The sequence below is a fragment of the Sphingomonas sp. genome (assembly GCF_965200105.1).
Lineage (GTDB): Bacteria > Pseudomonadota > Alphaproteobacteria > Sphingomonadales > Sphingomonadaceae > Solisphingomonas.
Genome location: NZ_CBDATN010000003.1, coordinates 444,843 through 466,794, shown reverse-complemented (window position 1 = coordinate 466,794; position 21,952 = coordinate 444,843). Strand labels below are relative to the sequence as shown.

At 68.9% G+C, this 21,952-nt stretch carries 22 protein-coding genes and 2 tRNA genes; 12 read left to right on the top strand and 12 right to left on the bottom strand.

Translation table 11 applies throughout. The features are described 5' to 3' along the window. The first annotated feature begins 160 nt into the window (after positions 1–160). Together ACOFKX_RS15035 and ACOFKX_RS15030 are read left to right on the top strand one after the other, a co-directional pair. The gene (locus tag ACOFKX_RS15035; protein WP_419827886.1) at positions 161–925 is read left to right on the top strand and encodes a hypothetical protein; all 765 of its coding nucleotides are present in this window, start codon (positions 161–163) and stop codon (positions 923–925) included. A gap of 152 nt (positions 926–1,077) precedes the next feature. Then, positions 1,078–1,527, top strand: coding sequence for a hypothetical protein (locus ACOFKX_RS15030; protein ID WP_419827885.1), 450 nt, complete (start codon positions 1,078–1,080; stop codon positions 1,525–1,527). Between the two features lie 18 nt (positions 1,528–1,545). Here the strand turns inward: ACOFKX_RS15030 and ACOFKX_RS15025 are convergent, their stop codons facing one another. Further along, positions 1,546–2,310, bottom strand: coding sequence for a class I SAM-dependent methyltransferase (locus ACOFKX_RS15025; protein ID WP_419827884.1), 765 nt, complete (start codon positions 2,308–2,310; stop codon positions 1,546–1,548). A gap of 128 nt (positions 2,311–2,438) precedes the next feature. On the opposite strand from ACOFKX_RS15025, the gene ACOFKX_RS15020 reads away from it, so the two are divergent. Continuing rightward, on the top strand, positions 2,439–2,939 hold the full coding sequence (locus ACOFKX_RS15020; RefSeq protein ID WP_419827883.1) for a hypothetical protein: 501 nt from the start codon (positions 2,439–2,441) through the stop codon (positions 2,937–2,939). 247 nt (positions 2,940–3,186) lie between these two features. On the opposite strand, the gene ACOFKX_RS15015 is transcribed toward ACOFKX_RS15020, so the two are convergent. The 3 genes from ACOFKX_RS15015 to ACOFKX_RS15005 all read right to left on the bottom strand — a co-directional run bounded on the left by ACOFKX_RS15015 (position 3,187) and on the right by ACOFKX_RS15005 (position 4,191). Beyond that, positions 3,187–3,462: a 3TM-type holin gene (locus ACOFKX_RS15015; protein WP_419827882.1), complete on the bottom strand. Its 276-nt coding sequence runs from the start codon at positions 3,460–3,462 to the stop codon at positions 3,187–3,189. 2 nt (positions 3,463–3,464) lie between these two features. Continuing rightward, positions 3,465–4,004 carry a glycoside hydrolase family 108 protein gene (locus ACOFKX_RS15010; protein WP_419827881.1) on the bottom strand — a complete coding sequence of 180 codons (540 nt, stop codon included), beginning with the start codon at positions 4,002–4,004 and terminating at the stop codon, positions 3,465–3,467. A gap of 110 nt (positions 4,005–4,114) precedes the next feature. Then, positions 4,115–4,191, bottom strand: a tRNA-Pro gene (locus ACOFKX_RS15005). Between the two features lie 122 nt (positions 4,192–4,313). Between ACOFKX_RS15005 and yajC the strand changes: the two genes are divergently transcribed. Genes yajC through ACOFKX_RS14985 form a run of 4 tightly spaced genes read left to right on the top strand, consistent with a single transcriptional unit; the run spans position 4,314 to position 7,620 of the window. Further along, entirely contained in the window at positions 4,314–4,646 is a 333-nt protein-coding gene (gene yajC, locus ACOFKX_RS15000) for a preprotein translocase subunit YajC (protein ID WP_419827880.1), read from the top strand. 5 nt (positions 4,647–4,651) lie between these two features. Further along, complete coding sequence (gene secD / locus ACOFKX_RS14995; RefSeq protein WP_419827879.1) at positions 4,652–6,247, top strand: protein translocase subunit SecD; 1,596 nt, start codon at positions 4,652–4,654, stop codon at positions 6,245–6,247. Between the two features lie 13 nt (positions 6,248–6,260). Beyond that, positions 6,261–7,244: a protein translocase subunit SecF gene (gene secF / locus ACOFKX_RS14990; RefSeq protein WP_419827878.1), complete on the top strand. Its 984-nt coding sequence runs from the start codon at positions 6,261–6,263 to the stop codon at positions 7,242–7,244. A 1-nt stretch (position 7,245) separates the two neighbouring features. Beyond that, positions 7,246–7,620 carry an Mth938-like domain-containing protein gene (locus tag ACOFKX_RS14985; RefSeq protein WP_419827877.1) on the top strand — a complete coding sequence of 125 codons (375 nt, stop codon included), beginning with the start codon at positions 7,246–7,248 and terminating at the stop codon, positions 7,618–7,620. On the opposite strand, the gene ACOFKX_RS14980 is transcribed toward ACOFKX_RS14985, so the two are convergent. After that, complete coding sequence (locus ACOFKX_RS14980; RefSeq protein WP_419827876.1) at positions 7,605–8,801, bottom strand: glycosyltransferase; 1,197 nt, start codon at positions 8,799–8,801, stop codon at positions 7,605–7,607. The genes ACOFKX_RS14985 and ACOFKX_RS14980 overlap by 16 nt on opposite strands. An 82-nt stretch (positions 8,802–8,883) precedes the next feature. Here ACOFKX_RS14980 and ACOFKX_RS14975 point away from each other — a divergent pair, with 82 nt between their 5' ends. Then, the gene (locus tag ACOFKX_RS14975) at positions 8,884–9,690 is read left to right on the top strand and encodes an outer membrane protein assembly factor BamD (protein ID WP_419827875.1); all 807 of its coding nucleotides are present in this window, start codon (positions 8,884–8,886) and stop codon (positions 9,688–9,690) included. 43 nt (positions 9,691–9,733) lie between these two features. Beyond that, a complete protein-coding gene (gene recN / locus ACOFKX_RS14970) occupies positions 9,734–11,392 on the top strand; it encodes a DNA repair protein RecN (protein ID WP_419827874.1) in 1,659 nt (552 codons plus the stop codon). A gap of 3 nt (positions 11,393–11,395) precedes the next feature. Here recN and ACOFKX_RS14965 read toward each other — a convergent pair whose 3' ends face one another. From ACOFKX_RS14965 to ACOFKX_RS14955, 3 genes are all read right to left on the bottom strand, one after another. Continuing rightward, a complete protein-coding gene (locus ACOFKX_RS14965) occupies positions 11,396–11,689 on the bottom strand; it encodes a PspC domain-containing protein (RefSeq protein ID WP_419827873.1) in 294 nt (97 codons plus the stop codon). A gap of 148 nt (positions 11,690–11,837) precedes the next feature. Further along, positions 11,838–12,815 carry a class I SAM-dependent methyltransferase gene (locus tag ACOFKX_RS14960; protein ID WP_419827872.1) on the bottom strand — a complete coding sequence of 326 codons (978 nt, stop codon included), beginning with the start codon at positions 12,813–12,815 and terminating at the stop codon, positions 11,838–11,840. Positions 12,816–12,888: 73 nt separating this feature from the next. Next, positions 12,889–13,530: a DNA-3-methyladenine glycosylase family protein gene (locus tag ACOFKX_RS14955; RefSeq protein WP_419828274.1), complete on the bottom strand. Its 642-nt coding sequence runs from the start codon at positions 13,528–13,530 to the stop codon at positions 12,889–12,891. Positions 13,531–13,611: 81 nt separating this feature from the next. On the opposite strand from ACOFKX_RS14955, the gene ACOFKX_RS14950 reads away from it, so the two are divergent. Then, positions 13,612–13,929: a 2Fe-2S iron-sulfur cluster-binding protein gene (locus tag ACOFKX_RS14950; protein WP_419827871.1), complete on the top strand. Its 318-nt coding sequence runs from the start codon at positions 13,612–13,614 to the stop codon at positions 13,927–13,929. 3 nt (positions 13,930–13,932) lie between these two features. On the opposite strand, the gene ACOFKX_RS14945 is transcribed toward ACOFKX_RS14950, so the two are convergent. Then, complete coding sequence (locus ACOFKX_RS14945) at positions 13,933–14,685, bottom strand: TrmH family RNA methyltransferase (protein ID WP_419827870.1); 753 nt, start codon at positions 14,683–14,685, stop codon at positions 13,933–13,935. Positions 14,686–14,762: 77 nt separating this feature from the next. Between ACOFKX_RS14945 and ACOFKX_RS14940 the strand changes: the two genes are divergently transcribed. After that, positions 14,763–14,848: transfer RNA gene (locus ACOFKX_RS14940), tRNA-Tyr, on the top strand. Between the two features lie 108 nt (positions 14,849–14,956). Here ACOFKX_RS14940 and ACOFKX_RS14935 read toward each other — a convergent pair. Continuing rightward, positions 14,957–15,451, bottom strand: coding sequence for a hypothetical protein (locus ACOFKX_RS14935; RefSeq protein WP_419827869.1), 495 nt, complete (start codon positions 15,449–15,451; stop codon positions 14,957–14,959). Positions 15,452–15,674: 223 nt separating this feature from the next. Here ACOFKX_RS14935 and ACOFKX_RS14930 point away from each other — a divergent pair, with 223 nt between their 5' ends. Further along, positions 15,675–16,076 carry an HNH endonuclease gene (locus ACOFKX_RS14930; RefSeq protein ID WP_419827868.1) on the top strand — a complete coding sequence of 134 codons (402 nt, stop codon included), beginning with the start codon at positions 15,675–15,677 and terminating at the stop codon, positions 16,074–16,076. Positions 16,077–17,030: 954 nt separating this feature from the next. Here ACOFKX_RS14930 and uvrA read toward each other — a convergent pair. Both uvrA and ACOFKX_RS14920 read right to left on the bottom strand, forming a co-directional pair. Further along, positions 17,031–19,979: an excinuclease ABC subunit UvrA gene (gene uvrA / locus ACOFKX_RS14925; RefSeq protein WP_419827867.1), complete on the bottom strand. Its 2,949-nt coding sequence runs from the start codon at positions 19,977–19,979 to the stop codon at positions 17,031–17,033. Positions 19,980–20,063: 84 nt separating this feature from the next. Next, on the bottom strand, positions 20,064–21,863 hold the full coding sequence (locus ACOFKX_RS14920) for a M10 family metallopeptidase C-terminal domain-containing protein (protein ID WP_419827866.1): 1,800 nt from the start codon (positions 21,861–21,863) through the stop codon (positions 20,064–20,066). Between the last annotated feature and the right edge of the window lie 89 nt (positions 21,864–21,952).

Here is a 21,952-nt window from a genome sequence, read left to right as displayed (position 1 = left end):
GGCGGGATGCTCTAGGAGTAAGCGGTAACCGGCGCGTTAAGCCTGTCCGCGTCGTCTCCTGTCCCGAAATGGGAGGAGTAGGGATGGTCCGCTTCTTCCTGAGCGAGTGTTCCGTGGCATGGCACTCGTGCGGGGCTGGCCCCGATCAAGGAGCTGACGGGTGCGTCTGCCGGCACTGGCCCGAGGTTTCTGCGCTGTTGCCGGCCACGCTCCCGCCGTGCGCCGCTTCAAGGGACCGACGCACGATATCACCACCTGCCGACGATGCGGCACGTCGCTCGTTCGGCGTCCTGGCGGCAAGTGGATGCTGCCGCCGCGCGGCACATGCGTCGTGTGGCGGCCGGTCGACGACGCGGCCGAGCGCACGGGGCCGAAGGCTGCCGAGCATACGCGGCCGCAGCTCGCCGCCGAGCCGGAGTCGGTCGAGGCGACGCCCGCACCGGATCGGGAGGTCCATATGCCGATCGCGCCCGTCGCGCCGTCGCCGCTGCCGTCCAGGCCCGTCGCGACAGCCGAGCACGGGTCTCTTGTTTACTTCACGCTCGTGGTGCGCGGCTTCGGCACGGTGGAGCCCGACTATGCCGTCACCATGGCCGCGCCGATGCTGCCGTCGATTGGCAGCTACGTTTCGATCCAGCGCCCGGATCGTGCCCGTCCCTACGGCGAGGACCTCCTCGTGCAGGAGGTCTGGTGGCGCTGCGTGCACGAGGAGACGCGACGAGACGGGCCGACTGCGGCCACCGGGCAGGTCGAGACGATCTTCGTCGAGTGCGATCCCGCGCTCGGACCCTATTCGAGCGACAATTGGCGGTTGAAGTGCGAGGCGGCGCGCACGCGCGGCATCGCCGTCCACGAGATGCGGATCGGGCGGGCCGGGGGGCTGCGTGCCGAGGCACTGTTGCCCGCGACGCCGCTGCACTGGTGACGCGCGCCCGCTGGCGGGCCGCCGGCGCTCATGGCAGCCGTTGAACGCGCCGGTGGGGCTCGCTCGCGGTGCCGGGGACCCGTCGCTCAAGTTCGCGTGCGGCCTGTCGTTAACGGTGCGGTGCCAGGCGCCGCAGCACGGGGGACCGGGTCTTGCTTCTCGAACTCGCGACGACCTACCACGATCTCGCCTCGAAGCTGCTCAACTGGACGGGCATGTCCGATCGGGCGATGCACGTCCATGTCGGACTCGGCCTCTACGTCTTGGCGCAACTCGCGCTGCGGCCCCGCCGCGGGTCCTTCGACGCATTGGTGCCGGTGATTGCCGCCGAGCTCGCCAACGAGGCAGTGGATCGGCTGTATTTCGGTGCCTGGCGGTGGGACGACACGCTGGGTGATATCGCTGCGACGCTGGCCTGGCCGCTCGTGCTGATGCTGGTCGGTCGCGTCCGGCGCTGGCGCTGGGCGGCGCGCCGTAACGAGACGGGCGAGCGGTTGCTGCGCGAGGTCGGCGGCCGCCACCTCCGCCTCGTCCACCGTCCGCAGCTGGAGGCTGCCCCCGCGACGGAGGAGAGCTATCCGCAGATGGTCGCGGCCGGCTGACAGTTCGCCGCCGTCCGCTTAGGAGGCCCTTGCCGGCCGCCGCGCCACGATGAGTTGCGATACGCCGAAGCGGCGGAAGAAGGGCAGACGCTCGGCCGTCGCCGAAATCCAGCGCGCGACGGGCACGATCCGCGCTACCCAGCCAGGCCTGTCGCCGCTGATGTTCTCGAAGGTCTGCCACACGTAGGAGTGCGATGCCGTCTCGAACCCGTGGCGCTCGACCATACGGCGGAGTTCCAGCGGCCAATAGTTGCGCGACCAATAGTCGACGAAGCGCGCGCCGATCGCCACCGGCACCCAGGGCAGCAGGAAGGTGCGCAGGAAGCCCGAATTGCGCCCCGTCTTCTTCGACAGCACGCCGTGCGTCTCGAAGGGATGGTAGCGGTTGGGCGAGAACAGGATCAGCGTGCCGCCGGGCTTGAGCACGCGGAAGAGCTCGTCCAGCGCGCGATGGTCGTCCGGCACATGCTCCAGCACCTCGTTGAGCAGCACGGCATCGAAACGGGCGTCGGGGAAATCCAATCCCGCCAGATCGCCGCGACGAACGCGCGGATCGCCGGGGTGGGAGGCCTGCCACTCCGCCACCTTTGCCTCGACATACTCGATGCCCTCTGCCTCGGCGCCGAGTTCGGCCATCGCGAGGACATACTCTCCCGCTCCGCAGCCGGCGTCGAGCACGCGCGCGCCCGGCAGGCGCACCGCGCGCGACACGATCTCCACGCGCTTGCGCAGGTTGAGCGGCTTGGCGGTGTCGGTGCCGCCGACGGCGATGCTGCTTTCCATGGATCTCGTCCCCCGCGTCGCGGCCGACCTTCCCAGAGCGTCCGCCGCGCGTCCAGTGCGCTTTGGTGCCGGCGTGCCGGGCCGGGTCGGTTGTTTCCTCCGCGGGCCGGTTTTGCTATTGCTAGCCCATGACTCCGCCCTCCGCCCGCCTGCTGCTCGTCGCACTGCTGCTGACCGGCGGCTGCTCACGGAACGACAGCGGAACCGTCACCGCGTTCGGTGGCGGCCGCTCCGACGAGGATCAGGCCGCGCCCGAGCGGCCGAACCCGTGCCGCCTGTTCACCGCCAAGGATATCGGGCTCGTCACCACGCTCGACGTGGGCGAGGGCAAGCGCATCGAGACGAACGGCTGCCGCTGGCCCGCGAAGTCCGGCAAGGGCCGAGCCATCGTCCGCGAGATGAGCGTCGCCGACGCGCGCGACTATCCCCGGCCGCCGGGTGCCACGTCGCTTCCGGAGGTCGGTCGCGACGGCTTCGTCGCCAAGAGCGCGTGGGGCTGGCGTGCGGGCACAACGGTTGGCGGCACCTTCGCCTATGTCGAGTTGTCCGGCGACGGAGTGGACGACACGACGGCGGCCGAGCTGCTCAAGGAGACGACGGAGCGGATTGCGGCGGTGCCGAGGGGCTGAGCGCGGCGCGCGAGGCGGCAAGGCGCCTAACGGCCCGAGACGACGCCCGGCAGGCTTTCGGAAACGCCGCGGCGGGCCGATGACCGTGTTGCCGCCGATGTCACGTCCGGGCGGATGACGGACCGACCGCCAAGCCGCCCCGTCGCCGATCGCCACCGGCTGGTGAAGTCGAGGCCGTCCGTGCTAACCGATCCTGGGCGAGCGATGGCGCTTGGCGACGAGGAACGGCGCGTGGAGCCGCCCACCTTTACCGCCCCTTCTTCCCCCACTCGCGCATCACTGTATAGCCGAGATAGCCCGTGCCGAAGAGCGCGTAGAGCGGCTCCGGGATGGCGGCGAGATAGGCGGCGATTGCGCGCGTCATGGCGGCGGCGGCGGCCGGGCGCACCGCCGCGATCGCCGCCATCGGAAAGGCGCCGAGCAGCAGCGCATACATGACGTAGAGGAAAGCCGGGCGCGCGCGGCTGGTGAAACGGTCGGCCGACACGGTCTCGGCGTCGAGCGGGGAGGAGGATGCGGCCATGCTCAGCCGACCCGGTTGGCGAGCCAGCCGTACAGGAACGCCTCGTTCGCGGGCCGCTTCTCCGCCAGCGCCATGTAGCGTTCGCCCTGAAGCGCATCGAGTGCGCGGACCAGCACTGTCTCGCCCGCAGGTCCGCGCACGCGTAGGAAGGCGCGCAGCGCCGCGATCGCGGCGTCGTCGATCGCGCCCGACGCGGCGATATCGGGATAGTCGGAGGCGGCGCGGTTGAGTGCGTTGAGCGCGCGGCGCAGGAAGCCCGCCGCCGCCGCCGGACCCATGTTGACGCCGGTGTCGAACAGCTCACCGGCCACCTCGGGCGCCAGCTCCGCGACCCGGCCGAGCCCCGGCCGCACCCAATAGTCGGCGTGATAAATGCGCGCTGCCAGCTCTCGCGGCAGCCGAGCCATGTCGCCGTGCCAGCCATGCGCGGCGGCGGCGGCGCGGGTGATGCCGTAGCGGGTCGGGCCGCCGCGATCGTCGGAGCGGGCGACGTAGCCGCCCTCGCGCGCGATCAGCTCGTCGATGAAGTGGGTGGGGTCCATGGCGCCTGCTCCCGTTGGCAAGCTGGTGCATATAACCATGGAGGTTCATGTAGGAAAACGCTTTTTTCCTCAAGCGACCCACCGGCCGCCCTCCCGCCGATGCGGAAGGCTGGTCGGGGCGACAGGATTCGAACCTGCGACCCCCAGACCCCCAGTCTGATGCGCTACCAGGCTGCGCTACGCCCCGATCCAGGCGGCGGCCCCTAGCCAAGCGGGGCGGGCTTGGCAAGCCGACGGGGGGCGTGATAGTCGCGCCGGCTCTTGAGGGCCGCCGCTTGGCAAGCCCGCCAGCCGGGCCCAAAGCAACCCATGTTCTCGTCTCCCGCCCTCGCGCAGACCGCCGGCGCTTCTCCCGGCTCGGGCCTCGCCGCCTTTTCCAGCTTCATCCCCATCGTGCTGATGGTGGCGATCTTCTATTTTCTGCTGATCCGCCCGCAGCAGACGCGGATGAAGCAGCACCGCGTCATGCTCGATGCGCTCAAGAGGGGCGATACCGTCGTCACCGGCGGCGGCACGATCGGCCGGGTGACGCGGGTCGACGGCGAGGAGGCGGAGGTGGAGATCGCGAACGGCGTGCGCGTCCGCGTCGTCAAGTCGACGCTCACCGAGGTGCGCGGCCCCGCCAAGCCCGCCAACGACTGACGCAGATGGGCCTGCTGGATTTCCCGCGCTGGAAGGTCGTGCTGATCTGGGGGGCACTGCTCCTCGGCGTTCTGTTCGCGGTTCCCAGCTTGACGCCCGACGCGACCGCCCGCCAGCTCGGTCTCGCGCACATGCCGCGCGTCAACCTGGGTCTCGATCTCGCCGGCGGCAGCCACATCCTGCTGGAGGCGGACACCGCCGACGTCGCGCGCACGCGGATCACGTCGATGGAGGATACGATCCGCGACTCGATGCGCGGCATGAGCCCGGCCATCGAGATCGGCGACATTTCGACGGCGAACGGCGCACTCTCCTTCTTCGTGCGCGATGCGGCGCGGGTGGACGCGGCGGTGGAGAAGATCCGCACGCTGACGGCGCCCGTCGGCTCTACGGGCACGCGTGACTGGGACGTGCGCGTCGTCGATTCGTCGCGCATCGTGATGACGCCGACGCAAGGGGGCATCGCCCAGTTCGTCGATCAGGCGATGGAGGGCGCGACCGACATCGTCAGGAAGCGCATCGACGCGCTCGGCACCAAGGAGCCGACGATTGTTCGACAGGGATCGGACCGCATCCTCGTCGAGGTGCCGGGCGAGCAGAACCCCGCGGCCTTGAAGGCGCTGATCGGCAAGACCGCCAAGCTGGAGTTCAAGCTGGTCGACGTCGGCGCCGATCCCGCCAAGGTGGCGGCGGGGCAGGCGCCGATCGGCGACCAGATCCTCAAGACCGTGGGCGGCGGCGCCATCGCCGTGCAGCGCCGCGCGATCATCACCGGCACCGATCTCGCCACCGCACGGCAGGATTACCAGCCGCAGACCAACGAGCCGGTGGTCGACATCACCTTCGGCACGCGCGGCGCCCGCGCCTTCGCCGAGGTGACGCAGCAGAATGTCGGCAAACCGTTCGCGATCATCCTCGACAATGTCGTGCTCTCCTCCCCGCGCATCAACGAGCCGATCCTTGGCGGCTCGGCGCAGGTGAGCGGCAGCTTCACCGTCGACAGCGCGCAGCAGCTCGCCATCTCGCTGCAGTCGGGCGCGCTGCCGATCGCGCTCAAGACGGTGGAGGAGCGCACCGTCGGGCCTGGGCTGGGCGCAGATTCGATCCATGCCGGCGTGGTGGCGAGCGTGATCGCGGTGGTGGCGATCGTCGCCTTCATGCTGCTCACCTACGGCCGCTTCGGCGTCTACGCGAACCTCGCCGTGATCCTGAACGTGTTCGTGATCCTCGGCGCGATGGCGCTGCTGAACGCCACACTGACGCTACCCGGCATCGCCGGCTTCGTGCTGACGATCGGCACGGCGGTGGACGCCAACGTGCTCATCAACGAGCGCATCCGCGAGGAGCGGCGGCGGGGCCGGGGCATCATCCAGTCGGTGGAGCTGGGCTACAAGGAGGCGTCACGCACCATCTTCGAGGCCAACGTGACGCACGCCATATCGGGCATCGTCATGCTGCTCTTGGGCTCCGGCCCGGTGAAGGGTTTCGCGGTGGTGCTGCTGCTCGGCATCGCGACTTCGGTGTTCACCGCCGTCCTGTTCACGCGGATGCTGGTGGCGGGGTGGCTCCGCGCCAAGCGCCCGACCGCGATCCACATCTGAGGCCCTGCCAGCCATGCGCCTGCTGAAGCTCGTTCCCGACAACACCAACATCGGCTTCGTGCGCCTGCGCGGCATCGCGTTCGCGCTGACGCTGCTGCTGTCGATCGCGGCCGTCGGCCTCGTCGCGGTGCGCGGGCTCAATCTCGGCGTCGATTTCGTCGGCGGGCTGATGATCGAGGCCAAGTTCCCGGGCGCCGCGCCGCTTGATCAGGTGCGCAGCAAGGTCGACGGGCTGGGCGTCGGCGATGCCGGCATCCAGTCGTTCGGCGATCCCTCGACCATCTCGATCCGGCTACCGCTGCCGCGCTCGTCCGACGAGGGCGCCAACAACGCGCTCGTCGCCAAGGTGGAGGGGGCGCTCAGCCGCCAGTTCCCCGGTGTCCGCTACAACCGCGTCGAGACCGTCTCGGGCAAGGTCTCGGGCGAGCTCATCTGGCGCGGCATCGCGGCAGTCGTCGCGGCGGTCACGCTGATCGCCATCTGGGGCATCTTCCGGTTCGAGTGGCAGTTCGGCGTCTCCACCTTCGTCGCGATCTTTCACGACGTGCTGATGACGCTTGGCTTCTTCGCGCTGACCGGGCTGGAGTTCGATCTCAACATCGTCGCCGCCGTGCTCACCATCGTCGGCTACTCGATCAACGACAAGATCGTGATCGACGATCGCATCCGTGAGAATTTGCGCAAATACCGCCAGATGCCGATCGGCGAGCTGATCGACCTTTCCGTCAACGAGACGCTGCCGCGCACCGTGATGACGTCGCTCACCATCCTGCTCGCGCTCGTCTCGCTGCTGCTGTTCGGCGGCCACGTGCTGCGCGGCTTCACCAGCGCGATGATCCTGGGCGTGATCGTCGGCACCTACTCGTCGATCTACGTCTCGTCGTCGCTGCTGATCTCGCTGGGGCTCGATCGCTCGCGCTTCAAGCAGGTCGCCGCCGCTACCGACGCGCGCAAGACGGCGCGCGCCAACGCCGAGCGGATCGGGCCGAGGAAGTAGGGTGCCCACCTTCGTTCCGGAGGAGGCGGTGGGCGGCCCCGTGCTTCAGGGGATCGCAAACGGCGGCTTCCGCGTCGATGGCATTGTCCACCTGCGCGGCGTGCTGCTGACGCCGTCGCGTGCGGTAGAGTGGGAGCCACCCGCGTTCGAGGCGCTTGACGAGCTCGAACTGGCCGCGATCCTTGATCCCAAGCCGGAGTTCCTGCTGCTCGGCACCGGCGCGTCGTACCGCCGCCCGCCTGCCCCGCTCGTCGCGGCGCTGGACGCGCGCGGCATCGGCATCGAGGCGATGGACAGCCGCGCCGCCGCCCGCGCCTGGGTGATCGTGCGCGGCGAGGATCGCGCGGTCGCGGCGGCGCTCTACGCGCTGGCCTGACGCCGCGCCTCCACGATCCCGCTCAGCACCTCGAAGAGCTGCCGGGCGTTCGCCTCCCAGGTGAAGCGCAGCGCCGTCTCGCGCACCACGCCCGCCGGAAAGCGGGCGGTCAGAACCTCACGCATGGCATCCGCGATCGCCGCCGGATCGCGCGGCACGATGCGCCCCGCCTCCGGCCGGTCGATCAGCTCGGCGGCACCGCCCGCGTCGCTGGCGATGACGGGCGTGCCGCACGCGATCGCCTCCACCCACGCGTTGGCGAGGCCCTCGGACACCGAGACCAGCACGGCCGCGTCGGCGGCGGCGACGTAGGGCGTGAGCTCGGCCTGCGCGACACGGCCGAGCAGACGGACCCGGTCGCCGAGCCCCAGCCCGTCGGCGAGCGCGCGCAGCCGGTCGCGCTCGGCGCCTTCGCCCGCGATCATCAGCGTGCCTCGCGGCAGCATCGCCAGCGCCTCGATCGCCAGGTGGTGCGCCTTGCGCGGGATCAGCGCGCCGACCGCGACGAATAGTGGACCCGAGAGGCCGAGCGCCGCTTTCGCCGCCTCGCGGTCCGGAGCGGGGCGAAAGCGATCGAGATCGACGCCGGTATAGTGCACGTCGATGCGATCGGCCGGCATTCCCAGCGCCACCATGTCGGCCTTGAGCGCGGCGCTCACCGTCAACATCGCGTCCGCGTGGCGTGCGGCGGCGCGCACCTGACGCCTCGTCGTCCGCCGCGTGCCCCAGAAATGGATGTCGGCGCCGCGCGACTTGACCGACACCGGTACGCCCAGCCTGCGGCCGAGCGCCACCGCCGCCGGGCCGTCCGGCCAGAAGAAGTCCGCGTCGATCACGTCGAAGGGGAATCGCCGGCGGATGTCGCGCAGCACGGGCAGCAGCGCCGCCGCCAGCAGGTGCGGGCTCGCCCAGCCGACGCCCGGCACCACCGCGAAGCGCGGCCGATGGACGGTGAGCGCGCGCCACGTCTCCCGCTCCGGTAGCCTCGCCAGTGCCGCCCAGCGCGGGTGCAGCCCGCCGACGAGCGGCGGGATACCGAGCGGGGCGACCACCTCGACCTCGACGTCGCCGCGCGCCGCCAGTTCGATCGTCTGGCGCTCGATGAACACGCCGAAGTTCGGCCGCACCGCGTCCGGGAACAGCGTGGAGAGGGTGAGCACGCGCAGCATCGCCACGCTCATGCCACGCGCGGGTTAACGGCGCATCCTTCCCCCACCGTCCGCCGCTTCCCCCGCGCGTGCGCACCCGCTAAGGGTGCCGGCCATGCGCCGCCTCGCTTGCTCTCCGCTCCTCGTCGCCGGTCTCGCGGCCGCGTTCCTGACGCCGGTCGCCGGCTGCGCGAGCCGGGGCGGAAAGAAGCCCAATGACCAGCGCTACATCGCGCGCGACGTCGACACGCTCTACAGCCTGGCGACCGACGCGCTCGACAAGCGGAACTACAAGCTCGCCGCCCAGCTCTTCGACGAGGTGGAGCGGCAGCATCCCTACTCGATCTGGGCCCGCCGCGCCGAGCTGATGAGCGCGTACAGCTACTATCTCGGGCGCGACTATTCGAGCTCGATCAAGTCGGCGCAGCGCTTCCTGTCGATCCATCCAGGCAACCGCGACGCGCCTTATGCCTATTACCTGATCGCGGTGGATTATTACGAGCAGATCAACGACGTCACGCGCGACCAGAAGGTCACGCAGTCGGCGCTCGACGCGCTGGGCGAGCTGGTGCGCCGCTATCCCGACACCAAGTATGCCGCCGACGCGAAGCTCAAGATCGACCTCGTCAACGACCATCTCGCCGGCAAGGAGATGGAGATCGGGCGCTTCTACCAGCGGCGCGGGCAGTGGCTCGCCTCGGTGATCCGCTTCCGCGTCGTGATCGACCAGTACCAGACCACCACCCACGTGCCCGAGGCGCTGGAGCGGCTGGTCGAGAGCAACCTGGCGCTCGGCGTGCCGGCGGAGGCGGAGAAGGCGGCCGCCGTGCTCGGCGCCAACTACCCGGGCTCCAAATGGTATGAGCGCGCCTACGATCTGATGACCAAGCGTGCGCCGCGCTACCTCGACAAGAAGGCGTAGTGCGGCCGTTCCCGCCGGCCCAACGATCCCCTAGATAGCGGCGATGCTGACGAGGCTCGCCATCCGCGACGTCGTGCTGATCGAGGCGCTGGAACTTGATTTCGCGAGCGGCCTCGCGACGCTCACCGGCGAGACAGGGGCGGGCAAGTCGATCCTGCTCGATGCGCTCGGCCTCGCGCTCGGCGCGCGCGCCGATAGCGGCCTTGTGCGGCCGGGCGCCGCGCAGGCCGTCGTGACGGCTAGTTTCGAGGCGGAGGACGCGCGGCTGGCGACGATCCTCGACGAGGCCGGGATCGAGCGCGAGCCCGGCGAGCCGCTGATCGTGCGCCGCATCGTGAAGGCCGATGGCGGCAGCCGCGCGGCGGTGAACGACCAGCCGGTCTCGGCCGCGCTGCTCCGCGAACTCGGCGCGGGGCTCGTCGAGATCCACGGCCAGCACGATGATCGCGGACTGCTCAACCGGCAGGGTCACCGTCGCCTGCTCGACGCGTTCGGCCGGGTCGACGCGGGGCTGGCGGCGACAGCCTACGCGGCGTGGCGCGAGGCCGAACAGGCGCTGTCGGAGGCGGAGGCGGGGCTCGCGACGGCGGACGCCGATCGCGAGTGGCTGGAACATGCCACGGCCGAGCTGACGACGCTCGGCGCGGAGGAGGGTGAGGAGGAGGCGCTCGCCGACGAGCGATCGCGGATGCAGAAGGGCGCGCGGGTTGTCGACGATCTCGCGACGGTGTCGAAGCATCTCGACGGATCGGACGGCGCGCTCGCCGGGCTGCGCCAGGCCGCTCGCCGGCTCGATCGCATCGCGCCCGAGCATGAGGGGCTGGGCCTTGCGCTCGCCGCCCTTGACCGCGCGGTCATCGAGGCGTCCGAGGCCGAGGACGCGCTGGCGGCGGCGGCGGCAACGCTCGCCTTCGATCCGGCGCGGTTGGACGCGATCGAGACACGGCTGTTCGACCTGCGCGGGATCGCGCGCAAGCACCGCGTCCAGCCCGACGCGCTGCCCGCGCTCGCTGCCGACCTCGTGGCCCGGCTGGCGCAGATCGAGGACGGCGCGACGGGCATCGCTGCGCTGACCCACGCCGCCGCCAAAACGCGTGGTGCCTATGAAGCGGCATCGGATGCGCTGACGGCGGCACGCCAAGCCGCCGCGACGCGGCTCGACGCGGCGGTGGCGGCGGAGCTCGCCCCGCTCAAGCTCGACGCCGCGCGCTTCCGCACCGCGCTGGAGCCGGCACCCGAGGCGCAGTGGGGACCGGAGGGGCGCGACCGCGTCGAGTTCCTGATCTCCACCAATCCGGGTGCGCCATTCGCGCCGCTGACCAAGATCGCGAGCGGCGGCGAGCTGTCGCGCTTCATCCTGGCGCTGAAGGTGGCGCTGGCGGAAGCCGGGGGGGCGCGCACGATGATCTTCGACGAGATCGATCGCGGCGTCGGGGGCGCGGTCGCCTCCGCCATCGGCGAGCGGCTGGCGCGGCTCTCGGCAGGCGCGCAGCTCCTCGTCGTCACGCACAGCCCGCAGGTCGCGGCGCGCGCCGATCGCCATTTCCTGATCGCCAAGGCGCATGACGGGCTCGTCACGCGCACCGGCGTGCAGGCGCTCGACGACAGCGCGCGCGGGGAGGAGATCGCGCGGATGCTGTCGGGCGCCACCGTCACCGACGAGGCACGCGCGCAGGCCCGCCGCCTGCTCGCCGCCGCCTGAGGCTCAGGCCGCCTCGAGCATCCGCTCGGGCTCCGGCTGCGGTGCCGCGGGTGCCGGCAAGACGACGACAGCGGCGGTCGCGCGGCGGCGTGCCGGGAACATCACTCGGCTCAGCAGCACGACCGCGCCGGCGGCGACATAGAAGCCGAACACGATCATCGGCACGAACAGCAGGCCGGTCGCCAGCCCCACGCGCAGGATGTCGGGGTTAAAGCCGAAATCCTCGCCGATCGCGGCGCAGATGCCGATAAGGCTGTCCTTCTGTCCGGTTGCGGTAGCTTGCGCGGCTTGCGTCATCGCTGGTACTCCGTGGGAGAGCGGCTCAGGCCGCCTCGACCACCCTTATCAAGCAGCTATCGTGCCAGACGGCTTAACGTAGTCTTACCGAGGAAAACGCGACGGCCCGCGGGTGGCTTCCACCGACACTTGGCGGAATGTGCCAAGCTCAGGCCGCGCGGCGAAAGAGATAATAGCCGCGATCGGGCCGCAGCGTCGCCTTCGCCGCCATCGTGCCGAGCTGCTTCAGCGAGCCGAGAAGTCGCTTAGGCGAGGTCATGTCCACCGACACCGTCCCAAGCCGCACGCGGCTGGCGAGCGCCAAGCCGTTGTGCTCGCCCAGCCAGCGCATCGTCGTCGCCGAGTAGGCGTTGAGATGCTCCAGCGGCTGGATCGAGATGAAGGCGTCGTCATCGCGCCCCATCCGCTCGCCTTGCGCCGCTCGGCGATAGGGGGATACGGCGGGCAACCCCCGCGAGCGCAGCAACTCCCCCGCGCGCCCGCGCGCCGGCACCGCGGCCTTGAGCAGGTGCCGCGTGGCGCGCGCCAGCCGCGCGAAGTCGCGTCCCGGCTCGATCAGATGCTCCATCACCTGCTCGGTATGGACGATGTCGAACTGCATCGCGTCGATGTCGGCGTCGTCGATCACCTCGATGCCCAGCGAGCGGGCGAGTTGTCGCTTCTCCTCGCCGATCTCGGTCGCGTAGACCGTGGCGCCGAGCCCACGTGCCACCCGCGCCCAGCGCCCGAAGCCGAGCCCGTAGTCGAGCACCGTGATGTCGGCGATCGGCTTGCCAGTCAGCCGGAACAGGTGCGCGAACTCGCCCGCGACCTTGTCGACGCTGTCCCGCGTCACCATCGCGCGCTCGATCGCCGCGACACGCTCGTGCTGCGTCATTTCGGTGTAGATGCGCGCGAGCAGCGCATCGTCGGGCACCAGCCGCTGGAACAGCAGGTCGCAGCGCGGGCAGTGGACGACCTCGTACGCCTCGTCGCCGAACAGCGACCAGTCGACGAAGCCCTGATCGGCATAATGACTGTCCAGGAAGCCGCGTACCGGGTCGCCGCGATACGGCGCCTCGTACACCGCCTCGAAGCCGGTCTCCCCGCAGACCGGGCACGCCTGCCGAGCGACGAAGTGCGACATGGCGTTTCTCCCTGAGCGTCGCCGCTATGGCCGTCGGTCGTCAGCCGGACAAGGCCGTTCACCCGCCCCGGTCCTAGAGTGGGACCGCGTCCGTCTTGCGCGCCGTCGACCAGGCATAGTGGTGCCAGGCGAAGATCGCCGCCGCGCCGCGATGCGGGCGCCAGGCTTCCGCCAGCGCGCGCGTCGCCTTCTCGTCGGGGCGGGCGGTCAGCCCCATGATCCGCCCCACCTCGATCTGCACCGCGAGATCGCCCGCCGGCCAGACGTCCGCCCGTCCTTCCGCGAACAGCAGGTAGATCTCCGCCGACCAGCGCCCGATGCCCTTGATGCGGACGAGCTCCGCGATCGCCGCCTCGTCGTCCTCCGGCAGCCGCGCCAAGTCTAGCTCTCCCGACGCGACCAGCCCGGCGAGGCTGCGCGCGTAGCCCATCTTCTGTCGCGAGAGACCGCAGGCGCGCAGCCGCTCGTCGCTGGCACCCGCGAGCAGCGCGGGATCGGCGACGTCGCCGAGCATCGCTTCCAGCCGCCCGAACACCGCCTGCGCGGAGGCGACGCTCACCTGCTGGCCGACGATCGTGCGCAGCAGCGTCGCGTAGCCGCGCGGCGAGATGCGCGGGGCGGGCGCGCCGGCGCGCTCCACGCCGCGCGCGAAGGCGGGCTCCCGTTCCGTGAGCGCCGCCATCGCCCCCGCGAGCTGTTCCGCGCCGAGCCCCACTATCCGCCATCCCGTCTTGTATTGCCGCCGATGCTCCCCCATAGCCCGCGCCTTCGACGAGGTCATGTACCAGAGGATAAGATGCCGAAGCTGATCGTCACAACGCGCGAGGGCGAGACCCGCGAGATCGATGCCGATGCGGGCCTGAGCGTCATGGAGGCGATCCGCGACGATGGCATCGACGAACTGCTGGCGCTGTGCGGCGGCTGCTGCTCCTGCGCGACCTGCCACGTCTACGTCGATCCGACCTTCGTCGATCGGCTGCCGAAGATGAGCGACGACGAGAGCGATCTGCTCGACAGTTCCGAGCATCGCAACGAGACGTCGCGCCTGTCCTGCCAGCTCTCACTCAGCGACGAGCTCGACGGCCTCAAGGTCACGGTTGCGCCCGAGGACTAGGGCTCAGCCTCGCGTCGCTGCCGCGTAGAGCGCGATGGCGGCGGCGTTCGAGACGTTCAGGCTCTCCACGCGCGCGCTGATCGGCAGGCGCGCAAGAGTATCGCAGTGCCCGGCCACGTTCTGGCGCAGGCCCTCGCCCTCGGCGCCGAGCACGATCGCCAGTCGGCCGGGCACCATCGCCTCGCCGAGCGTCGCGCCCGCCTGGCCGGCAAGCCCGACGCGCCAGTAGCCCGCCGCGGCCATCTCCTCCAGCGCGCGCGCGAGATTGACGACGCGCACCCACGGCACCGCCTCCAGCGCGCCCGACGCGGCGCGCGCCAGGGCGCCCGATTCGGGCGGCGCGTGGCGATCCTGCGTCACGAGGCCGACCGCGTCGAAGGCGGCGGCGGAGCGCAGGATGGCGCCGACATTGTGCGGATCGGTCACCTGATCGAGCACCACGATCGGGCGCCGCTCGCCGCCCGCCTCCGCCGCCTCGAACAGTTCGTCCAGCCAGCGATCGGGCAGCGCATCGGTATCGAGCACCAGCCCCTGGTGCGGCGCGTCGGCGGGCACCAGTCGCGCGAGGTCCGTCACGTCGGCATAGGCGACGGGCAGCAGCGACGGCGCGAGCGCCAGCGCGTGCGCCGCCTCGCGCGTCGCCCACAGCTTGGCGGGGCGGCGCTCCGGATTGGCGAGCGCGGCGGTGACGGCGTGGCGACCCCACAGCCGGATACGGCCCTGTGGGGCGGCGGACGGGCGATGGCCTCTGCGCATGGCCGCGCTTTTCCACGGCCTCGCGTTGACAGGCAAGCCTCCATCCCGCAGAGAGCCGCCTCGCTCAGGCGAGCCCTGGAGGGGTGGCCGAGTGGTTAAAGGCAGCAGACTGTAAATCTGCCCGTGCAAGCGTACGCTGGTTCGAATCCAGCCCCCTCCACCAGCCGCTCGATCCGCACCAACCACTCGCCGACGGCCGATGCGGCGCCGACGGCGGGCGGCCGACGCGAGCCGACACGGGCGGAGGCGAGACCGGCTACCGCCGCCGTGCTCAGCGAGCGGTGTTGGAGATCGAATTGCCCGCGCGCTCGACCGCGTCGCCGGTCGCCGAGGCGGCGTTGGAGGCGGCATCGCCGGCGCGATCGAGCGAGGGCGCCGCCGCATCGCCCGCATTGTCGGCGGCGTTCCCCGCCGCGTCGAGATTGGCGGCGCTGTCATTGTACGCGGAGTTCGCGGTCGACGACGCCGCGTCCTGCGTCTTCTGACTGCACGCCCCGAGCGCGAGCGCGGGAACCGAGACGAGCGCGAGCAGCGACAGGCGGGACATGAACGATCTCCTGATCCGATACGCCCGCTCAACGAGCGGGGTGGGGGAGGGTTGCGGGCGCGGGGCGGGGCGGACGATCAGCGTGGGATCGGTGATGCGGATGCTGTCGGCGACGTCGAGGTCGGGTATGCCCTTGGGGAAGTTGAGGGGGATGCGGAGGTGCGAGAAGTTGTCGTGCATCTGGCCGAGCGCGATGCGGCGGCGAATCTCGTTGCACATGATGGGCAGCGTGCAGATTTAGCGGAGCTAAATCAGACGAACCGCTGCCCGCCCGGCCGGCGCCGAGAGCGCCGTATGACGACGCGGGATTTACTCCCGCGTCGGGCCCGCGTTATATCGGCGGTGGCGGTCTTGCCTCGATAGCCGCCTCCGCCGGAGCGAAACGCAAGATGGGCTGCTGCCGCGGGGTTGGTGGTCATCCTGACACCCGAAAACCACCATCATGATCGACGAGTCCGACGCGGAGCAACAAGCGCGGATCAAGCAGGCGGAGATCGATACCGCCTGGACCAATCGCGAAAGTCCCATACCGACGGTTCTACGGCGTAGGGAATGGCTGGCTTACCACCTGCGCAGACAGAATGACCTTTGCTTTTACTGTGCGGTGAAGATGGAAGCAGGCGCCTTGCTGACGCGGCCGACGCTGGATCATTGCATACCCCGCTCGCGCGGCGGCGAGGATAGCCGCGAGAACACCGTTGCCGCGTGCATCCTGTGCAACATCGCGAAAGGCGACATGATGCCTGACGAGGTGAGAAGCCTTCTGCCGGTCGCGCGAGTTCGGGTCCTCAATCGATTGGACAAGCGAGCGGAGTGGCGGAGAGACCGCCCGCGACGGCTATGATGCTAGGGTAAGCAGCGCGGCGCGGCGGCCGATTTCGTTGCACATGGGCGGGCAGCGTGCAGATTTAGCGGAGCTAAATCAAGCGAAGCGCGGCGCGCCCGGCCGGCGGCGCCGAGAGCGCCGTCCGACGACGCGGGATCTATTCCCGCATCAAGCTCCGACCTCTGAAGCGGTTAGCTAAAGGGGGGTAGGAACTTACCCTTATTGTCTTCTGTGAAAAAATCCAGACTCTCAGTTGTTATTCCACTCACAAGAAACATATTGTGGAAGAGCGCTGCATATATAGCAGTCGTATGTTCAGGTATGACATTCCAGCGTATGACAAGCTGATCGTGTAGTAACTTCGCTGATCTCTGAGGAAGGGTGATTCTTTCGAGAAGTTTTAACGCATCAGTCGAAACTCGGCCAGCTAACAGGTCGACGTTGGTATGAGACCATGAAGTCACACCGCCGGTACGAGATAGCGGCTGTCCAAAAATCATGTAGTGTAGAACAAGCATTAACTTCCGGCAAAAAAAACAAGTAAAATGCTCGATCCAGAACTCAGGATCAATTATAACTACGGGATATTGCGAGAGTGATAAACCAGGTTCTCGAGGAATACCATGTTTTTTTGAGCATGGAGCGTTTTTGATTAGCGCTTGGTAACATCTTTGAGATCACGTTTGGAAATTCAGCATTTATCGAGACGAGAAGATCTTGGTAGTCTGATCGATCTATCGCCTCCGACTCACCATGAAGGAAAAGTGCCATAAGCTTCTCGGATTTCCCGGGAGCGCGGTTGCACTGTTCGCATGCCGGTAACACAAAACCCTCAGGCCATTGGCGATTTCTGAAAAAAACTCTTCCTGGCTGGTGATCTTCGGTGGTTGCTTGACGGGCACCGGCGCAAAAAGCGCAGACGGGATTCTTTGCGAAAAATAGGGTTCGCCGAAGTTTTCTATCTCCCACGCTTCACTCCGCCGCCACCCTCTCACCCGTCGCCGCCGCCGGCGCCCCCAGCAACGGCGCCAGATATCGCCCCGTGTAGCTGCGCGGCTCCTTCACCACCGTCTCCGGCGTGCCCACCGCCACGATCTCGCCGCCCTTGTCGCCGCCTTCCGGGCCCAGGTCGACGATCCAGTCGGCGGTCTTGATGACCTCCAGGTTGTGCTCGATCACCACCACGGTGTTGCCCTGCTCGACGAGCGCGTGGAGCACCTCCAGCAGCTTGCGGACGTCCTCGAAATGAAGGCCGGTGGTGGGCTCGTCGAGGATGTACAGCGTGTTGCCGGTAGCGCGGCGCGACAGCTCCTTGGCGAGCTTCACGCGCTGCGCCTCGCCGCCCGACAGCGTGGTCGCCTGCTGGCCGACCTTGATGTAGCCCAGCCCCACCTCGACCAGCATCGCCATCTTGTCGCGGATCCCGGGCACCGCCTTGAAGAACTCGACGGCGTCCTCGCACGTCATGTCGAGCACGTCGGCGATCGACTTGCCCTTGAACGTCACCTCCAGCGTCTCGCGATTGTAGCGGCGGCCGTGGCACACGTCGCAGGTGACGTAGACGTCGGGCAGGAAGTGCATCTCGATCTTGATGAGCCCGTCGCCGCTGCACGCCTCGCAGCGCCCGCCCTTGACGTTGAACGAGAAGCGGCCGGGCTTGTAGCCGCGCGCCAGCGCCTCGGGCAGGCCTGCGAACCAGTCGCGGATCTGGGTGAAGGCGCCGGTGTAGGTGGCGGGGTTGGAGCGCGGGGTGCGGCCGATCGGCGACTGATCGATGTCGATCACCTTGTCGAGATGCTGGAGGCCCTCGATCTTCTCGTGGTGGCCGGCCTGCATCCGCGCGCCGTTGAGCGTGCGCGCGGCGGTGGCGAACAGCGTGTCGATGGTGAAGGTGGACTTGCCCGATCCGCTGACGCCGGTGATGCAGGCGAAGGTGCCGAGCGGGATCGAGGCCGACACGTTCTTGAGATTGTTCGCGCGCGCGCCGCTGATCGTCAGCTTGCGGCCCGATCCCTTGCGGCGCCGGGCCGGCACCGAGACGGCGCGGCGGCCGGAGAGATAGTCCCCCGTCACGCTGTCCGGATGCGCCAGGATATCGGCGAGCGTGCCTTCCGCGATGATCGCGCCGCCGTGGACGCCCGCGCCCGGCCCCATGTCGACGATATGGTCGGCGGTGCGGATCGCGTCCTCGTCATGCTCGACGACGATCACGGTGTTGCCGAGATCGCGCAGCCGTCGCAGCGTGACAAGCAGCCGGTCGTTGTCGCGCTGGTGCAGCCCGATCGAGGGCTCGTCGAGCACGTAGAGCACGCCCGACAGCCCCGATCCGATCTGGCTGGCGAGGCGGATGCGCTGGCTCTCCCCGCCCGACAGCGTGCCCGAGGTGCGATCGAGGTTGAGATAATCGAGCCCGACATTGTCGAGGAAGCCCAGCCGCTCGACGATCTCCTTCAGGATACGCTCGGCGATCTGGCGCTGCTGGTCGGATAGATGCTCCGGCATTTCGCGGAAGAACTTCAGCGCCGGGCCCACCGCGCGGCGCGACGCGATCGAGATGTCCTCGCCGGCGATCTTCACCGCGCGCGCCTCCGGCTTCAGCCGCGCGCCGTCGCACACCTCGCAGGGGCGGGCGGACTGGTACTTCGCCAGCTCCTCACGCATCCACGCGCTCTCGGTCTGGAGCATCCGGCGTTCGAGGTTGCCGATTACGCCCTCGAACGGCTTCTTGACCTCGTAGCTCTTCTTGCCGTCGATGAACTTGAGCGTGACGGCGCGGCCCTTGGAGCCGGTGAGGATCAGCGCCTGCTGCTCGGGCGCGAGCTGGTTCCACGGCGTCGCGAGATCGAACGCCGCGTCGCGCGACAGGCTGGCCAGCACCTGCATGTAATAGGGAGAGGGCGGGTTGCTCTTCGCCCACGGCACCACTGCGCCTTGCTTGATCGACAGGTTCTGGTTGGGGACGACCAAGTCCGGATCGAAATACAGCTTCTCGCCCAGCCCGTCGCACGCCGGACACGCCCCCTGCGGCGCGTTGAACGAGAAGAGGCGCGGCTCAATCTCGGGGATGGTGAAGCCGGAGACGGGGCAGGCGAACTTCTCGGAGAAGGTGATGCGCTCGGCGACGCCGGCGGGCAGCTCGACGCCCTTCATCTTCTTGGACGGAGCGGCTGCGGCGTCGGGGGCGTCGCCCAGCACGTCGACATAGGCCATGCCCTCGGCGAGCTTGAGCGCCTGCTCGAAGCTGTCGGCCAGCCGGGTGGCGAGGTTGGCGGCATCCTCGCCCCGGCGTACCACCAGCCGGTCGACGATGACGTCGATGTCGTGCTTGTACTTCTTGTCGAGCGCGGGCGCGTCCTCGATCTCGTGGACGGTGCCGTCGATGCGGACGCGGCCGTAGCCGGCCTTCTGCCACTCGGCCAATTCCTTGCGGTACTCGCCCTTGCGCCCGCGCACGACGGGCGCGCACAGCAGGAAGCGCGTGCCGTCGGGCAGCGCCAGCACGCGGTCGACCATCTGACTGACGGTCTGCGCCGCGATCGGGAGGCCGGTGGCGGGCGAGTAGGGCACGCCGACGCGCGCCCACAGCAGGCGCATATAGTCGTAGATCTCGGTGACGGTCGCCACCGTCGAGCGCGGGTTGCGCGAGGTCGTCTTCTGCTCGATCGAGATGGCGGGCGAGAGCCCCTCGATATGATCGACGTCGGGCTTCTGCATCAGCTCCAGGAATTGGCGCGCATAGGCGGAGAGCGACTCCACGTAGCGGCGCTGCCCCTCGGCGTAGATGGTGTCGAAGGCGAGGCTGGACTTGCCCGATCCGCTAAGCCCGGTGATGACGATCAGCTTGTCGCGCGGCAGATCGAGCGACACGTCCTTGAGGTTGTGCTCGCGCGCGCCGCGGACGGAGATGTGGGTCAGGCTCATGGGCGGGTTCTATATCCGTTCTCTGGTGCGGGGCCAGAGGCGGAGATAGGAGGACCGGCGGCGGGCCGCCAGCACGGGGCGCCTTCAGTACGAGGTGGAGAGGCTGGCCTGCGTGAAGTCTCCGGCCGAGACATGGTCGATCCGCACCGCCGAATCGACCACCTCGCCGCGAAAGTCGTTGCCCCAGAACAGGTAGGTGTCGGAGCCGACCTGCACGGCGGCCGCCTCCAACAAGCCGGCGTGGCCCGATATCAGCGCCTGCGCGTCGGCGCGCGCGTCGGCGACCGTCGAGAAGACGGTGCCGTTCGCATCGTGCAGCAGCGTGAGGGACTTGCCGCCGATGTTGATCCGATCCGCTCCGGGCATGAAATCGGTGATCTCGTCGATGTAGCCGGCGAGCGCTCCCGGGCGATCCACCGGTGACTGGGAGAACAGGAAGGAGTCGCTGCCCGGCCCGCCCGTCATGATCGCGAAGCCGCTCTGGGCGCGGATGTGATCGTCGCCCGCGTCTCCGGAGACGACGTTGTTGCCGTCGAACAACTCGATGCTGTCGTTGCCCTGTCCGCCGAAGATGACGTTGTTGCCGGTATGGACCTCGATATAGTCCTCGCCGAGATTGCCGTTGATGTGATTGTTGCCGTTGCTCGCGATGATGCGATCGCGGCCCGCGCCGCCGTACAGGCGGTTGTCGCCGGAGGCGGCGGTGATGATGTCGTCGCCGGCATTGCCGTTGACGTAATCATTGCCGCCGCCCGTCTGGATGTCGTCGCCGCCGTCGGTGGAGCCTTGCACCGACATGCTGGTGTTGCCGTAGATGTGATCGTTGCCCGTGCCGCCGACAAGCGTGTCGGCGGCGCTGCCGCCCATGACGACGTCGCTGTTCGCGTTGGCGCTCAGCCGGTCGCCGCCGCTGCCGCCGATCACCGTATCGATCCGCGTGCCATAGGCGATCCCGAGATTCTGGTAGTAGGTGCCGACACTGTTGAGCGTGCCATCGACCAGCGACACAGTCGAGCCGACCGAGAAGCCCGACAGATCCAGCGTGTTGTTCGATCCGCCGTCCCAGATGGTGATGTAAGGCGTCGTGTTGACCGAGAAGTCGTAGAAGGCCGCGGTGTCGCCCTGGATGTTGGAATGGAAGCCGAACACCTGGCCCCCCGACGAGAGAGGGGAGCTGGCAGGCAGTCCGTAAAGGCGCTGCGCCGCCGCGACATCCAGCAGCATCGGCGTCGTCGGATAGATCCTGACAGAACTGACGTCGTGATAGGACATGATCGAGTAGAGGCGGCTGTCATACCCGCCGTTCACGGCGTAATCGTCGGTCGTGCGGCCGTCTTCGTCATACGCGCCGGCATGACCGAGGCCGATGGCGTGGCCGATCTCGTGCTCCAGCGTCATCCACGGATAGCCGCCATAGGCGGAGGCGCTGCCGCCGATCGGGCCGAAGCCGGCGACGGACGTGTCGATCGCCACGGCGGCCTTGATCGCGGTGCCCAGCGTGGCGGAGCCCTCGGCGCCTGGATAGAGGCGGTTGATGCCGCCGGACGCGGTGCCGTCATGCGCGCGAGTGAGCGTGAGTTGCGCCGATGTCGCGCCCGCCTCGACGAAGCTGATGTTGGCCACGTCGGACCACAGGTGCATCGCCGTGGCGAACGCCTGCTTCTCGGCGGCGGACCAGTTGGAGGCCGCGGCGAAGGCGTAGCTGACGGTGGCACCGGCGCCGGCGCTCGCCGGACCCCACTTGGCCTGGTAGCTGAAGGTCGAGTAGGTGGCCGGCGTGTCGCCGTTCCAGCTCGCGAAAGCCTGCGACGCCACCGTGCCCTGCCCGGTCACGCCCGAGATGTAAGTGATCTCGTTCGCCTGATCTGCCGTCGGATCGCTCATCGCCCGTCCCCCTCGCGCGCGGATCGGCATGATCTAGCGCAGTTTCGCGGGCATTAACATGGCAGGAACTTTCTTTAGCGAAGTGCCCG

Bases quoted from the DNA above. Each gene is read 5' to 3' on its own strand.
- ACOFKX_RS15025 (WP_419827884.1), bottom strand. From the start codon at position 2,310: ATGGAAAGCAGCATCGCCGTCGGCGGCACCGACACCGCCAAGCCGCTC.
- ACOFKX_RS15020 (WP_419827883.1), top strand. From the start codon at position 2,439: ATGACTCCGCCCTCCGCCCGCCTGCTGCTCGTCGCACTGCTGCTGACC.
- ACOFKX_RS15015 (WP_419827882.1), bottom strand. From the start codon at position 3,462: ATGGCCGCATCCTCCTCCCCGCTCGACGCCGAGACCGTGTCGGCCGAC.
- ACOFKX_RS15010 (WP_419827881.1), bottom strand. From the start codon at position 4,004: ATGGACCCCACCCACTTCATCGACGAGCTGATCGCGCGCGAGGGCGGC.
- yajC (WP_419827880.1), top strand. From the start codon at position 4,314: ATGTTCTCGTCTCCCGCCCTCGCGCAGACCGCCGGCGCTTCTCCCGGC.
- secD (WP_419827879.1), top strand. From the start codon at position 4,652: ATGGGCCTGCTGGATTTCCCGCGCTGGAAGGTCGTGCTGATCTGGGGG.
- secF (WP_419827878.1), top strand. From the start codon at position 6,261: ATGCGCCTGCTGAAGCTCGTTCCCGACAACACCAACATCGGCTTCGTG.
- ACOFKX_RS14980 (WP_419827876.1), bottom strand. From the start codon at position 8,801: ATGAGCGTGGCGATGCTGCGCGTGCTCACCCTCTCCACGCTGTTCCCG.
- ACOFKX_RS14975 (WP_419827875.1), top strand. From the start codon at position 8,884: ATGCGCCGCCTCGCTTGCTCTCCGCTCCTCGTCGCCGGTCTCGCGGCC.
- recN (WP_419827874.1), top strand. From the start codon at position 9,734: ATGCTGACGAGGCTCGCCATCCGCGACGTCGTGCTGATCGAGGCGCTG.
- ACOFKX_RS14965 (WP_419827873.1), bottom strand. From the start codon at position 11,689: ATGACGCAAGCCGCGCAAGCTACCGCAACCGGACAGAAGGACAGCCTT.
- ACOFKX_RS14960 (WP_419827872.1), bottom strand. From the start codon at position 12,815: ATGTCGCACTTCGTCGCTCGGCAGGCGTGCCCGGTCTGCGGGGAGACC.
- ACOFKX_RS14950 (WP_419827871.1), top strand. From the start codon at position 13,612: ATGCCGAAGCTGATCGTCACAACGCGCGAGGGCGAGACCCGCGAGATC.
- ACOFKX_RS14945 (WP_419827870.1), bottom strand. From the start codon at position 14,685: ATGCGCAGAGGCCATCGCCCGTCCGCCGCCCCACAGGGCCGTATCCGG.
- ACOFKX_RS14935 (WP_419827869.1), bottom strand. From the start codon at position 15,451: ATGTGCAACGAGATTCGCCGCCGCATCGCGCTCGGCCAGATGCACGAC.
- ACOFKX_RS14930 (WP_419827868.1), top strand. From the start codon at position 15,675: ATGATCGACGAGTCCGACGCGGAGCAACAAGCGCGGATCAAGCAGGCG.
- uvrA (WP_419827867.1), bottom strand. From the start codon at position 19,979: ATGAGCCTGACCCACATCTCCGTCCGCGGCGCGCGCGAGCACAACCTC.
- ACOFKX_RS14920 (WP_419827866.1), bottom strand. From the start codon at position 21,863: ATGAGCGATCCGACGGCAGATCAGGCGAACGAGATCACTTACATCTCG.